The 14,269-nt window shown below is 41.1% G+C and carries 16 protein-coding genes; 15 read left to right on the forward strand and 1 reads right to left on the reverse strand.

The features are described 5' to 3' along the window. From BSG1_RS16330 to aroA, 11 genes are all read left to right on the forward strand, one after another. Positions 1-299: class I SAM-dependent methyltransferase (locus tag BSG1_RS16330; RefSeq protein ID WP_006838264.1), on the forward strand; the 299-nt coding region annotated here is incomplete at its 5' end. Positions 300-333: 34 nt separating this feature from the next. After that, on the forward strand, positions 334-1,296 hold the full coding sequence (gene hepT, locus BSG1_RS16335) for a heptaprenyl diphosphate synthase component II (protein WP_006838265.1): 963 nt from the start codon (positions 334-336) through the stop codon (positions 1,294-1,296). A gap of 102 nt (positions 1,297-1,398) precedes the next feature. After that, positions 1,399-1,845 carry a nucleoside-diphosphate kinase gene (gene ndk / locus BSG1_RS16340; RefSeq protein WP_006838266.1) on the forward strand — a complete coding sequence of 149 codons (447 nt, stop codon included), beginning with the start codon at positions 1,399-1,401 and terminating at the stop codon, positions 1,843-1,845. Positions 1,846-2,054: 209 nt separating this feature from the next. After that, positions 2,055-2,831 carry a CheR family methyltransferase gene (locus tag BSG1_RS16345; RefSeq protein WP_006838267.1) on the forward strand — a complete coding sequence of 259 codons (777 nt, stop codon included), beginning with the start codon at positions 2,055-2,057 and terminating at the stop codon, positions 2,829-2,831. Positions 2,832-3,156: 325 nt separating this feature from the next. Further along, the gene (locus BSG1_RS16350) at positions 3,157-3,339 is read left to right on the forward strand and encodes a hypothetical protein (protein WP_044023046.1); all 183 of its coding nucleotides are present in this window, start codon (positions 3,157-3,159) and stop codon (positions 3,337-3,339) included. A gap of 446 nt (positions 3,340-3,785) precedes the next feature. Beyond that, positions 3,786-4,958, forward strand: coding sequence for a chorismate synthase (aroC, locus tag BSG1_RS16355; protein ID WP_006838269.1), 1,173 nt, complete (start codon positions 3,786-3,788; stop codon positions 4,956-4,958). Between the two features lie 4 nt (positions 4,959-4,962). Further along, positions 4,963-6,054 (forward strand): 3-dehydroquinate synthase, encoded by a 1,092-nt coding sequence (gene aroB / locus BSG1_RS16360; RefSeq protein WP_006838270.1) that lies wholly within the window; start codon positions 4,963-4,965, stop codon positions 6,052-6,054. 3 nt (positions 6,055-6,057) lie between these two features. Continuing rightward, the gene (gene aroH / locus BSG1_RS16365) at positions 6,058-6,420 is read left to right on the forward strand and encodes a chorismate mutase (protein WP_044023047.1); all 363 of its coding nucleotides are present in this window, start codon (positions 6,058-6,060) and stop codon (positions 6,418-6,420) included. A 141-nt stretch (positions 6,421-6,561) separates the two neighbouring features. Then, a complete protein-coding gene (gene hisC, locus BSG1_RS16370) occupies positions 6,562-7,656 on the forward strand; it encodes a histidinol-phosphate transaminase (RefSeq protein ID WP_006838272.1) in 1,095 nt (364 codons plus the stop codon). A gap of 50 nt (positions 7,657-7,706) precedes the next feature. After that, entirely contained in the window at positions 7,707-8,804 is a 1,098-nt protein-coding gene (locus tag BSG1_RS16375) for a prephenate dehydrogenase (protein WP_006838273.1), read from the forward strand. A 36-nt stretch (positions 8,805-8,840) separates the two neighbouring features. Then, a complete protein-coding gene (gene aroA, locus BSG1_RS16380) occupies positions 8,841-10,130 on the forward strand; it encodes a 3-phosphoshikimate 1-carboxyvinyltransferase (RefSeq protein WP_006838274.1) in 1,290 nt (429 codons plus the stop codon). 354 nt (positions 10,131-10,484) lie between these two features. On the opposite strand, the gene BSG1_RS20980 is transcribed toward aroA, so the two are convergent. Further along, complete coding sequence (locus BSG1_RS20980; protein WP_156791512.1) at positions 10,485-10,634, reverse strand: hypothetical protein; 150 nt, start codon at positions 10,632-10,634, stop codon at positions 10,485-10,487. A 431-nt stretch (positions 10,635-11,065) separates the two neighbouring features. Between BSG1_RS20980 and BSG1_RS20985 the strand changes: the two genes are divergently transcribed. The 4 genes from BSG1_RS20985 (at position 11,066) to BSG1_RS16400 (ending at position 14,225) form a co-directional block, all read left to right on the forward strand. Then, complete coding sequence (locus tag BSG1_RS20985; RefSeq protein ID WP_156791513.1) at positions 11,066-11,584, forward strand: hypothetical protein; 519 nt, start codon at positions 11,066-11,068, stop codon at positions 11,582-11,584. Positions 11,585-11,652: 68 nt separating this feature from the next. Then, positions 11,653-12,912, forward strand: coding sequence for a tetratricopeptide repeat protein (locus BSG1_RS16390; protein WP_006838277.1), 1,260 nt, complete (start codon positions 11,653-11,655; stop codon positions 12,910-12,912). 44 nt (positions 12,913-12,956) lie between these two features. Then, entirely contained in the window at positions 12,957-13,499 is a 543-nt protein-coding gene (locus BSG1_RS16395; RefSeq protein WP_006838278.1) for a ReoY family proteolytic degradation factor, read from the forward strand. 261 nt (positions 13,500-13,760) lie between these two features. Then, the gene (locus BSG1_RS16400; protein WP_006838279.1) at positions 13,761-14,225 is read left to right on the forward strand and encodes a YpiF family protein; all 465 of its coding nucleotides are present in this window, start codon (positions 13,761-13,763) and stop codon (positions 14,223-14,225) included. Positions 14,226-14,269 lie beyond the last annotated feature (44 nt).

The raw sequence follows: 14,269 nt of genomic DNA on the forward strand, positions 1-14,269 counted from the left end.
AAGAGATGAATCGGGTACTGAAGCCAGGTGGTATGGCTGTATGCTTAGAAACATCCCAGCCGACTATGTTTGGCTACCGTCAAGCTTATTATTTTTATTTTCAATTCCTGATGCCTCTATTCGGTAAAGTGTTCGCTAAGAGCTACAATGAATATTCATGGCTGCAGGAGTCAGCAAAGGATTTTCCTGGAATGAAAGAACTCGCTGACATGTTCAGGGATGCCGGCTTTGAAAAGGTAACATTTAAACCTTATGTGGGCGGTGCAGCGGCCATGCATATGGGGTTCAAAAAGAACTGATCATGAGAAAATTTTAAACCTGGGTGGAAATGAAATGAAGTATAAAATGATATATTCGTTTCTAAAAGCGGATATCGACCTCATTGAAAAAGAATTAAAGACGGCCATCGATTCCCGCTCGCCTCTTTTAAATGAAGCTTCACTTCACTTGCTGTCAGCGGGCGGAAAAAGAATCCGCCCGGTATTTGTTTTGTTGTCTGCCAAATTTGGAGATTACAACATTAACAGCATCAAGAATGTAGCTGTAGCTTTAGAGCTCATCCATAGTGCATCCCTCGTCCATGATGATGTCATTGATGATGCGGACCTTAGAAGGGGAAAGCCGACGATAAAGTCTCAGTGGGATAATAAGACGGCGATGTATACAGGGGACTATATCTTTGCTCGTTCCTTAGAATACATGACAAAAATCGATAATGAAGATGCACACAAGATCCTTTCCAATGCTATTGTGGAACTGACTGTGGGCGAAATCGAACAAATTAAAGACAAATACCGCTTTGAGCAAGATTTGAAAGATTACCTGAGAAGGATTAAGAGGAAAACCGCCTTGCTAATTGCTGTCAGCTGCCAGCTTGGGGCCATAGCTGCGGGAGCTCCTCCAGAAATACATAAGAAACTATACCGTTTTGGATACAACGTAGGTATGTCTTTTCAAATCACTGATGATATTCTTGACTTCACAGCCAGTGAGGAAGAACTGGGGAAACCAGCAGGAAGCGATCTTCTCCAAGGAAATATCACTCTCCCTGTCCTGTTTGCCATGGAGCAGCGAGATTTGAGAGAAAAATTAATCAAAATCGAAGAGGAAGTTGATAGAGATTACTTAAAGGCTGTTATTGAAGATATAAAAAGCTGCGGTGCGATTGAACAATCCCACGAAATAAGTGCCCGCTATCTGAAAAAGGCAATGAAGGAACTTGAAGGGCTTCCAAAGAATGGTGCCAACAAGACCTTGAAAGATATTGCTAATTTCATCGGAAAACGAAAATTTTAGAAAATTTCAAATGGAAACGTTGCCAAAACGAGAAATCAATGATACCATTTTTTGTGGGCAATCGATTAGAGACCCATACATACATATCTAGGAGTGGAAAAAATGGAAAAGACATTTTTAATGGTAAAGCCTGACGGCGTACAACGCGGTTTAATTGCTGAATTTGTTTCTCGTTTTGAAAAGAAAGGCTTCCAACTTGCTGGTGCAAAGTTAATGAGCATTTCTAAAGAATTGGCTGAAGAACATTACGGCGAGCATAAAGAGCGCCCATTCTTCGGTGAGCTTGTGGACTTTATCACTTCCGGTCCTGTATTTGCGATGGTATGGCAAGGTGAGAATGTCATTGCTACTGCGCGTCAAATGATGGGTGCTACAAATCCTAAGGATGCTGCGCCAGGAACGATTCGCGGCGACTTCGGTATCACTGTAGGAAAGAACGTCATCCACGGTTCTGACTCTGCTGAGAGTGCTGAGAGAGAAATCGGTTTATTCTTTAAAGACGAAGAATTGGTTGAGTATTCTAAACTTATGAATGAGTGGATCTACTAATCCGCTGTAAATGTAATAGAGGCTTTCTACCGAGAGCGCAATACTGCCAGAAGCCTGATTCAGGGAAACATCCTGAATCAGGCTTTTTTTTAAGCTAGACATGGATAAACTCCTTCAAAATAAGAATATTTTTATATCATTTTCAACTTTTAACTGTTTTTTCCGATATACTAAATAGGCAAGGTAATATCGAATGTTGGAGTGTATTTATGATGGTATATGATTACGAACATTTCATGAAAGACGTATATAGAAAAACGGGTATCAACCTTTCCTTTTACAAGGAAGCACAAATGAAAAGGAGATTAACCTCTCTCTATGAAAAAAAAGGTTATGCTGATTTCAAAGGTTTCTTTCAAGCGCTTGATAAAGATACGCAGTTATTGAATGAATTTCTCGATAGGATGACCATCAATGTAACCGAATTCTATCGAAATGAAAAGCGCTGGGCCGTTCTTCAAGAGAAGATATTCCCAAGGCTGCTTGCCCAAAATGATAGATTAAAGATTTGGAGTGCAGCATGTTCGACGGGTGAAGAGCCCTATACCATCGCCATGGTCCTATCCAACTATCTGCCTCTTTCCGAAATATCAATAAGAGCAACGGACATTGATGAAAATGCCATTGCGAAAGCTAAGTTGGGAGTCTATCCTGAACGGTCATTGAATGAAGTACCGGACATAATCAAACAAAAATATTTTTCGAAGGATGGAGACTTTCACTCTGTTTCCCCACAGATCAAAAGCAGGGTCAGTTTCAAAAAGCATAACTTATTAGCTGATCGATATGAATCCAATCATGATTTGATTGTCTGCAGAAACGTCATGATATATTTTACTGAAGAGGCAAAAGAAGAGATATACCACAACTTCAGTTCGGCGCTTCGCCCTGGAGGAGTATTGTTTGTCGGCAGTACAGAGCAGATATTCAATCCGGCCAAATACGGTTTGGAAACAGAGGACACATTTTTTTATAGAAAAAAGTAACCGTTTCAAATTATTGAGTATAACAGCAAATATAACAGCCGAAGGACGAAATCGCTTATGATTTCGTCCTCTTCTTATTCTTCTTAAAGGAATTTAAAAAACGCATTACCGAAAATTTTAGAAGTGTGTAAATTTAGTAGTTGTGTTTTTGTTGGTGAAATTTGAAATAGCAACCTTATCAGCAGACCAAATCTTATATGATTTGGTCTTTATTTACGATACCTGATTTCCTAATCCAAACAGGTAGTTGTTATTTTATGTTAAAGTAAAGTTTAATTGGTAATTGTAAAGTGTGATGGATAGGTATATTTTAGGGGGGATACAAATGGCATTTTTATTTGTATGGGTATTACTACTGGTTTTCGGAGGTATTGGTGGAATAGGTATTTGCAGTGCCTTTGAAGGTAATGAAGTGTTTACGGGTTATGCAGTAATGTTAGGAATGATTGTGGCTTTATTAAGTGCGATATTCTTCCAATTAAATTTAATGCACAAAGAAAAAGAATAGATGCTACGCTAACGGGTACGATAGTTGAAGAATTTAGTATATAAAAAAGTACGCTGGGGTACCGGTACCAAGCGTTTTTTGCTCTTTGTGGTGCTGAACATATTGTTTTTCCACATGTTATTTCGTATTTTTCCGTTATCTGAACTCCATAATATAAATTATTGCTCTGTTTTTCTTTGGGAGTGAAAAGCTTGTGAATGACTATGAACTACATTGTAAATTATGGCTGATTGGAGCGGGAATTAATTTGATAGGAGTTAAACTAGTAACTGGTTTGACTGTTAAGTAATATGAAGAATATCATTTTCTCTCCCAGAACTTATCCGGTTAAAAATATCCGGTGTTTTTTTATTTATTTCTAGAAAAGAGCAAATATTCTATGTACTCCTATCAGGAATGTGTTATATTGATACAAAATTATTTACCCTTGGAAGGAGATAACATTAATGAGATACCTAACAGCTGGAGAATCACATGGTCCTCAATTAACAGCGATTGTGGAGGGTGTACCTGCGGGGATGCCTCTAAGCGCTGATGATATCAATTATGAACTTGGAAGAAGGCAAAAAGGATATGGCCGAGGCCGAAGAATGCAAATAGAAAAGGATCAGGTGAACATAACAGCGGGTGTCCGACATGGAAAGACACTGGGTTCTCCTTTGGCATTGAATGTCGAAAATAAAGATTGGACCCATTGGACCAAAATCATGGGGATTGAACCAATATCTTCTGATGAAGAAGGAGATATCAAGAGGAAGATCACTAGACCCCGACCGGGCCATGCGGATTTAAACGGCGGGATTAAATATGGACACCGTGACTTGAGAAACGTACTGGAAAGATCTTCGGCCAGGGAAACTACTGTGAGGGTAGCCGCTGGAGCAGTAGCTAAAAAACTTTTAAGTCTGCTGGGCATTAAAGTTGCAGGTCATGTAAGGGAAATTGGCGGGATAACAGCTGAAAATGTTCCTTATGGAAGTATTGAAGAACTGATGGAGAAAACGGAAAACTCTCCTGTACGATGCCTCGATGACGATGCTGCTCAAAAAATGATGGAGGCAATCGATTCTGCCAAGAAAGCCGGCGACTCCATAGGCGGCGTGGTTGAAGTGATTGTCGAAGGGATGCCTCCAGGCGTTGGAAGCTATGTTCATTATGACCGGAAGCTTGATGCTAAAATCGCGATGGCCATCATGAGTATAAATGCCTTTAAAGGAGTAGAGTTCGGGCTTGGTTTTGAAATGGCAAGGAAACCGGGAAGTGAAGTCCATGATGAGATTGCCTGGAATGAGGAGCAAGGCTATTACCGCAAAACGAACCGTTTAGGAGGATTCGAGGGTGGAATGACAACTGGAATGCCGATCGTTGTCAAAGGAGTTATGAAGCCAATTCCAACTCTTTATAAGCCGCTGAAAAGTGTAGATATTGAAAGCAAGGAAGAATTCACAGCAAGCATTGAACGTTCAGACAGCTGTGCTGTCCCGGCAGCAAGTGTTGTGGCGGAAGCGGTAGTTGCGTGGGAGCTTGCCAATGCCCTGACGGAACAATTTAACAGTGATCAATTCGAAAGCCTTAAAAGTTCTATAGACGATTTCGTTAGGCAATCAAAGGAGTACTAAGAGAGTGGATATTCTGCAAATCAAAACTGAAACGAAACAATACCCAGTATACATAGGCAGCAATATCCTCGATCAACTGACGGATTTGCTGACAGCAGATAATGAAAGAATCTCACATATAATGGTCATCGCAGACAAGACTGTTTTTGAGTTGCATGGCGAGACTCTTAAGAAGTATTTGCCGGATGCCTTGGAGGTGTCAATCTTTAATGTGCCACCAGGCGAGGAAGCTAAGTCTTTAAAGGTTTATGATGACTGTATGACCTTTGCCATAGAAAAAGGGATGGATCGCCAATCTTGTATCCTGGCATTCGGAGGTGGGGCTTGCGGTGATTTGGCGGGCTTTGTGGCAGCAACCTATATGAGGGGAATAAAGTTTCTTGGCATTCCGACGACAATCCTTGCCCATGATAGCTCTGTCGGGGGGAAAGTTGCAGTGAATCATAAGCTTGGTAAAAATTTGATTGGTCAATTTTATCATCCTGAAGCAGTAATATATGACACGTCATTTCTTACAAGTCTTCCCGCCAAGGAAGTTAGATCGGGGATGGCAGAAGTAATTAAACACGCTTTAATATCAGATGAAGAGTTTTACAGGCAACTGCTAAATAATTTACAGTCATTCTCTGCTATTGATTCCAACTTTTTAATAAACTGTTTAAAACGGGGAATAACCGTTAAGGCAGAGATCGTAGCGAATGATGAAAAGGAAAACGGAATAAGGGCATTTTTAAATTTTGGCCATACATATGGCCATGCTCTGGAGAACCTGGAGGGTTATAAGGGGATTTCTCACGGAGAAGCAGTGATGACAGGAATGGTATATGCCCTCTTTCTAAGTGTAAAGCATGCAGGTCTGAACTTTGATCTTGAGGAGTTCATTACGTGGGTGAAAAACCTTGGGTACCCCTTAGCCTTCCCGGGGAAATATTCCTTTGAGGAAATATACGAGGTCATGACAAGAGATAAAAAAGCCGCGAATAAAATTCCCAAGTTTGTGCTGTTGAAGGCGATCGGCCATCCTGTATTGCAGAAGTTAAGCCAGGAGGATTTGAGGGAAGCTCACGAGTTTATTCTGTCCATCAAAGGAGAGTGAGTGATGATAAGAGGAGTGCGTGGTGCCATAACAATATCCTCGGATAGTGAAAAAGAAATCATTAGTTCTACTGAACTCTTATTATTGGAAATGATCAATAAAAACGGAATCGAACCAGAGCAGGTCGCTTCCGTTTTTATTTCAGCCACTGCCGATATTCACACTGCATTTCCGGCAAGAGCCCTAAGAAAGATAAAGAATTGGAAGTATGTCCCCGTCCTTTCCATGCAGGAGATGGAAGTGAAGGACAGTCTTAATAAATGCATCAGAATTATGATCCATTGGAATACAGAGAAAAAGCAGGAAGATATTCGTCATGTATACTTGCGGAAGGCTCACACTTTAAGGCCGGATTTATTATCATAACTAATAACAACCTTCAGCTGTTTTATTCACCGGGGCTGATATCTTACTATAGATAACATAGAGAATAGTATGTTAATATTATAATGTAACGCTTTAACGTGATAACGCATTAGAGAAATAAAGGAAAAAGGGTGGACTAAGGTGAATTGGAAAAAGGAAATTGAAAATTTAAAAGCATATCAGCCTGGAAAAACAATAGATGATGTAAAGAAGATTTACGGTTTGGAGTCTATAGTGAAATTATCATCGAATGAAAATCCATTCGGCTTTTCATCACGGGTGAAAGAATATTTGAGTAGTGCAGATTTTTCCTATTCCATCTACCCTGATGGATATGCAAAAACGCTCAGAAGTTCTCTTTCTGATCACTTGAATGTATCAGAAAAGCAGATCATCCTTGGGAATGGCTCCGATGAGGTCATCCAGATTATTGCCAGGGGATTGCTGCAGCGTGGAACGAATACGGTTATGCCAAGTCCGACTTTCCCGCAGTATAAACATAATGCTGTAATTGAAGGTGCAGGGGTAAAAGAAGTTGCAGTGGATGAGAATGGCAGGCACAACCTGGATAAAATGCTGGATTCCATTGATGAAAACACAACGGTGGTATGGCTTTGCAGTCCAAATAACCCGAGCGGTGAGTATATTAAAGAAAATGAATTGACAGAGTTCCTTGATAAAGTTCCTTCTCATGTTCTGACTGTCCTGGATGAAGCGTATTTTGAATATGTTACTGCTTCGGATTATTATGATTCTGTCAGCCTGGTGAAGAAATATCCACGTCTATTGGTCACAAGGACATTCTCAAAGGCATATGGACTTGCAGGGCTGCGTGTCGGCTATGGTATTGCCAATGAAGACATCATTTCCAAACTTGAGCCGTTGCGTGAACCTTTCAACAATAATATTGTTGCCCAGGGAGCTGCAGCAGCTGCCTTGACAGACCAGGAATTCATTGAGAAGTGCCGTATTGAGAATCGGAAGGGCATGGAGATGTATTATGAGTTATGCAGAGAGAAAGGCCTGGAATTTTTCCCGTCACAGGCAAATTTCATTGTCATCGATTTTGGAATTGACGGAGATGAAGTATTTCAATATCTGCTCAGCAAGGGTTATATCGTACGCTCTGGAAAGGCCCTTGGCTATCCGACTGGCGTAAGGATCACCATTGGTACCTCTCAACAGAATGAAGGCCTAATTGAAGCAATCAGAAGTTTTCTGAATACAAAAAATTAATTTCAGTGAGCTGGCTGATGAAGACAAACTGGAAAAGAAGGTGAATCCTATTGAAAGGAACGGTTCTGGTTGCCGGTTTAGGACTAATCGGGGGCTCTCTATGCATCAGTATCAAAAAAGGAAATCCGGAAGCGGAAATCATAGGGTATGACAGGAATCCCAAAGATCTGAGCCTTGCCAAAGAGCTTGGAATCATTGATCAGGAAGCCGGCTCTTTTGAAGAGGGTGCAGAGAATGCGGATCTAATCATTTTAGCTGTACCCGTCATCCAAATTACAAAATTAATTCAAGCATTATGCAAGGTGGGCTTAAAGAAGAATGTATTAGTTACGGATGCAGGCAGCGTGAAAAGTCCAATAATGGAAACGGCAAAGCTTCTTACGGATAAAGGAATTGCTTTCATTGGCGGGCATCCGATGGCCGGCTCTCATAAAAGCGGTGTGAAAGCTGCCAAGGACCTGCTGTTTGAAAATGCGTATTATATTTTGACTCCAGGTGAGGATGCTTCCGCCCAGAGACTGGAAGAGCTTCAATCTTGGCTGAAAGGGACAAGAGCGAAATTCCTCCAGCTTAATGCCAGGGAACATGATGAACTGACAGGAGTTGTCAGTCATTTTCCACACTTGATTGCATCATCTTTGGTCCATACAGCAAAGAGTGCTCAAGAGAATTTTCCTTATATCTCCAGGCTTGCAGCGGGAGGGTTTAAAGACACGACCCGTATTGCTTCAGCCGATCCGCAAATGTGGAGTGATATTACACTCCAGAACAACAATGTGCTCATCAAGCTGCTGAGAGATTGGAAAGAACATACAGGTGAACTGCTGGAGATGATTGAGAATCAGGATTATGATGAGACATACCGGTTTTTCTCGGAAGCCAAGGAGTTCAGGGACGGGCTGCCGGTGAAAAGCAAAGGTGCTATACCAGCCTTTTATGACTTGTACATAGACATACCTGATCATCCAGGTGTTATTGCGGAAATTACAAGTGTCCTTGCTGAAGACGAAATAAGCATCACAAACATAAGGGTTTTAGAAATGAGAGAAGATGCTGTCGGAAGGCTTGTCATCAGTTTTCTAAGTAACGGTGATCTTGAAAAAGGGAAGACGGTCTTACAAGAAAAAACACAGTATGAGGTATTTTAATTTATAGTTTTGAAAACGTCGTGAAAGGTGGTTGCTATGGAAGCTGCAAAAAAGTTAGCCATTGGAAGTAAAGGTCTTAGAGGACAAATAACAGTACCTGGAGACAAGTCAATTTCTCACCGCTCGATCATGTTTGGGGCTGTTGCCAATGGTACTACTGTAATACATAATTTTTTGAGAGCTGATGATTGTTTGAGCACCATGGCTTGCTTCAGGAAAATGGGTGTGGAAATCAAGGAAGAAGGCAGCACAGTCATTGTTCATGGAAAAGGTTGGGATAGCCTTCAAGAGCCTGAAAGCATCCTGGACGTCGGAAATTCAGGGACTACAGCCCGACTAATGTCCGGGATATTGTCGGGAAGGCCGTTTCATTCAGTCATAGTTGGGGATGAATCAATTGCAAAAAGGCCAATGAAAAGAGTCACAGGTCCTCTCAGTTTGTTTGGCGCTGACATTGATGGCAGGAAAAATGGCCAGTATACACCATTAGCCATTAGAGGGGGGGAACTTTCTGCTGTCGACTACAATCTTACGGTTGCCAGTGCGCAAGTGAAATCAGCCGTGATTTTTGCAGCCCTCCAGGCAGAAGGGATATCCACTATCACAGAACCGGTCTCTACACGTAATCATACAGAAACTATGATAGGAAAATTCGGCGGCGAAATAACTAGTGAGAACAATGTAATCAAAGTAAAGGGAGGCCAGGACTTCCATGGAACAGAAGTCCAGGTCCCAGCAGATATTTCCTCTGGTGCGTTTTTTCTGGCTGCAGCAGCAATCGTACCCGATAGCAAATTGGTTCTGCCTGGACTTGGTCTGAATCCAACCAGAACTGGCATCATTAAAGTATTGGAAGAGATGGGCGCCAAAATCACTGTCGAGATGGAAGACAGCCATGACTTTGAGCCAAGAGGGACGGTAACGGTTGAAACCTCGTCTCTCAAAGGAATCGATATCGGCGGAGACATCATACCATCTTTAATTGATGAAATTCCTGTCATTGCGCTGCTCGCTACGCAGGCAGAAGGCCGAACAGTAATCAGAGATGCAGAAGAACTAAAAGTTAAGGAAACCAATCGAATCGATGCTGTCGTTTCACAATTGAAAATACTTGGAGCGGATATTGAAAGTACAGAAGATGGTATGATCATTAACGGAAAAACATCTCTTCGGGGAGGAACCGTCGATTCACTCGGTGATCACCGCATAGGCATGACACTTGCCATAGCGGCTCTCCTTTGTAATGAAGATGTAGAATTAAAGAATGCCGAAGCTGTCAATATTTCTTATCCATCCTTTTATTCTGACTTAGCATCATTAGGGTAAACCTGAACGTAAAAAAAGGTATTTCTGTTCCTCTCTGGGGAATAGAAATACCTTTTTTGGTTTAACGCACCACTAACGGTGGTTTTTTCTTTGTACGGGAATCGTACGGGAATCGCAAGTCAGCGGACAAAGAGAGTTTGTAAACTATGGAAGCTTTCTAGGGTTATAGTTCCTGAGGATTCTCACTTCTAAAGCCTTCAGAGCCCTTCAAGAGACACTTTTCAAGGACGAAAGCTCATCAAAGGTTCTCTAAGGGGATTCTTAAGTCACTTATGGCGTGAAATCTCGCTGCAAAAAGGTCTTTAGAACCTCTCTAAAGTCACTTTTGACGTGAAATCGCTCTGCAAATAGCCTTTAAACCTTCTCTAGAATCAATTTTGTGTAGTATTCTTCCCAAAGAGTCGCACAGTAGGAATAAAAATCAGCTACCTCACTCAAACCGTCAATACTCACAAAAAGATCTATCCAAAAAACAACCATCCGCCAACTACAGATTTTTGTCATGACTATGCCTTCCTCCTCATAGCTTGTCTTAAGAGAAGAAGGGAGAGTAGAAAATGGCATATATTATTGAGGAAGTTCCCTGTATCGAATATGACAGGAGACGAAATATATCCATGCTGGTTAAAGATAACGAAATAAGATCCATTAATTCCAATTATAAGCGTTATACATTTCCGCGAATGAACATTTCCCCGTTTTTAATGTCGCCAGTCCATGTGATGGCAGATCTCGAGCTTCCTGATTTCCTTGAGTTTTCCCATTTTAAGTCCTATTTTACAGCGGAATTTATCAAACGGGGATGTACAACCCTTATAACTTCATTTTCCATAGATTATTTATCTCAATTTGAAGGGAGCCTCAGCCAGAGGAGAACTTCGCTGCTCAGCAGTCCGATAGACTATTGTCTTGTCCTTAAATGCAGGATGAAGCTTATGACGCCGGACCTGATCAGACAATTAAAGAGGAACAATATTCCCGCGGTATTCATTGAGTTTACAACGGTTGAAGAGCTGGAGGAAGTAGCTTGGGGTTGGATAAAACAAACTTTATTTGGGTATCCGGTAGTTTTTTGTCCTGTTATTCCATCAGAAATCGACAAGAGGGGCAGGGCAAAATTAGTGAAAGCATGGCAGGAGCTTCTAAAAAAAGAAGGGATTCCGCATATTGATTCCCCGTTGCCACCCAAAAAGCCTCTTCCTTTGCAATTTTTGAAGAAAATTGGAATATATCCGCTTAAAGGGAATTTCCGGGTGGGTGGAGAAATTAGTTATAACCTATATCAAAGCCCAGCGTCTGAAATAGTTGATGATTGCCAATCATTTCTTTATGATAATCATATGTTAATTCTTACAGTAAATAAGGGTAAAGTACTTATGTCTAATGGTAAATGTTTTTTTCAGCCGGGGATTGGGGAAGAATTGATTATTAAAACTCCCGGCTATTTAACATAATGATCAGTTGATATAATTTCTGCTACGCCCTTCTATAAAGTATTTGTAGAAGAAAGGAATTTTTATATATGAACTATGCAGAAGAAATGCTTATATCTCTGGAAAACGGAGATCTGGACAAGGCTGAAAAACATTTCAAACGGGTTAAGAATCTGGGTACTGATGAGGAGAAGTATTCTCTGGCAGAGAACCTTTATCATTTGGGATTTTTGGAAGAAACCAAAGAGCTGCTGGAAACCCTTTTAGCGAAATATCCTGATGAAGGCGAGCTTATTGTCATGCTATCAGAAGTCCTCGTGGAGATGGATGACGAGGAAGGTGCCCTTGAACGCCTGTCTGAAATGGACGAAACTGATCCAGATTATCCAAGGGCATTGTTATTACAGGCCGATTTATTTCAGATGCAAGGATTGTTTGAAGTCAGTGAGCAGAAACTTCTTCATGCTAAGAGACTTCTTGCTCACGAACCGATCATTGATTTTGCACTGGGTGAACTGTATCTGGAGATCGGGAAGTTCCTGGAAGCGATCCGTTCATATGAGAGTGTCCTAAAGGCTGGAAAGACCAACGTCGGTGGAGTTGACGTCCATCAGAGGATGGGAGAAGCGCTTAGTGCAGGAGGAGACTTTGAACAAGCCCTGGAGCATTATGAAAAAGCTCTTGATGAGCATTTGGAGATCAATACTTTGTTCGGCTACGCATTCACAGCTTACCAGGCAGGATATTATGCGAGAGCGATAGAGAAACTGGAAGGCGTTAAGGAGTTGGATCCAGACTATAGCTCGCTTTATCTGCTCCTTTCCAAGGCTTATGAAAATGAGGAAGAGCTTGAAAAGAGCCTGGAAACAGTAAAGGAAGGCGTAACACATGATGAGTTTAACAAGGAACTTCTGTTTCACGGCGGGAAAATTTGTTTGAAACTCGGTGATGAAGAAGGTGCGGAACAATTCATACGCGAATCATTGGCGCTGGATCAGGGATATATGGAAGCTGCATTGACTCTGAACAAATTGTTCCTCCAGCAGGAGCGATATGACGATATCCTTGAAATCATCAAACTGATGGAGAGTGAGGGGGAGGAAGATCCTCAGCTCCATTGGGACGCAGCGATTGCTTATGAGAAAACAGAGAACTATAAAGAAGCATTAAAACAATACCGTCTTGCATATACTTTCTTTAAAGAACACCCAGAATTTCTTCAAGAGTATGGATATTTCCTTATTGAAGAAGGAAAACATGGAGAGGCACGAGAAGTATTTAGTGAATTGGTAAAGAAAGACCCATCAAACGAAGAGTGGGCGATGGTAATCGAAAGATTGGAAGAGTAACTGTCCAATTGAGGCGGGGAATATTACGCAGAGGAGGGAAAAGAATGAAGACCCCTGTATCTGTCAACGAGAAAAAGGATTTCATCCGGTGGTTCTTGAATCGTTATCAACTGAAGAGACGTGAATGTGTCTGGATCTTAAATTATTTGATGAGTCACGACCAATTAATGAAGAAGGTTCACTTTGTCGAGGAAGCACAGTATTGTCCCAGGGGATTGATTATGTCTACACACTGTGTAGAGGAAGTGCCATTCAGATTCTATAAAGAAAATATTATGACTACAGATGCTGAAAAATCATTTCATGATATCAGGCTGAATAAAGATGAGGATATTTATATCCAGTTGAATTTCAGCAAGTCGAATGCTTCCTATCAGTACGCAGCCGTCCTTGAAGAAAATCCGTTCATGCCGAAATATCTGTTAATAAATGAAAAGGACAGGATTGTCGCAGAGCAGTTCCTGAAAAGCAGTATTGAAACATACCAAAGGCAGAAACTCCTTGATGCGATTGACGAAGCTCTGGATAGAAATGATCAGGAGGCATTCAGAAAACTTACCTCACAACTGAAAAATATGCCGGGTTAAAGAACCCTCCAAGGGCTGACAATCGAAAACGATTGTCAGCCCTTTATTTTAATCCCTGCGTGAATAAACCTCATCCATCATCCCCTGGATTTACCTCTTAATTGTTTTAACTTCCATTCTGATGAATCTTTCAAAAGCCCATGGAGAATACTAAATCTATCAATTGCCAATTTAAGTGAAACCCTGCAGGCTTAAACTTTCATCCTCTTACAGATAGTGATATCATAATCGGGAAGAAGCACAAACAAGAGGTGTAGAATATTGAATTGGAATGGAAAAGAAGTCGAGCTTTATTTAAAAGAAAAAAAGTATATTGATACAGCGGTCATTCCGCTTCTGCCGGTAGGATTGGAAGAAGATATGAAAACTTTCGCTGCACAAGGAGAGTTTATCTCTCTATTATCCATGCATTTGGAACATCAGTTTAAAGGGAGGCTTATGCTGTTCCCGGCATTCACTTATTTAAAAACAGAAGATAAAGGATCAGCAGAAAAAAGGCTGGGTGATTGGAAGGCGGCAATGAAAGAAACGGGCTTTCAATATGTATTCTTTCTGACGTCTGACAGTGATTGGCGTTTCACTGATGAAGAGCTTGAACGCAGTCTTATGTGGCTTCCTTCGATCCCTCTGGATAATCTGGATGAAAAATACAAACATTCTATCATGGAAGACCAAGTGAAGCAGCTTTTAAATGTCATCGTGAAAAAATGGCAGTCTGAAGGTTGAGAATAAAAAAGTCACATTGTTGACATCTTTTTAGAGGTCGGAGT

It is taken from the genome of Bacillus sp. SG-1, from assembly GCF_000181495.1.
GTDB lineage: Bacteria > Bacillota > Bacilli > Bacillales > Bacillaceae_B > Rossellomorea.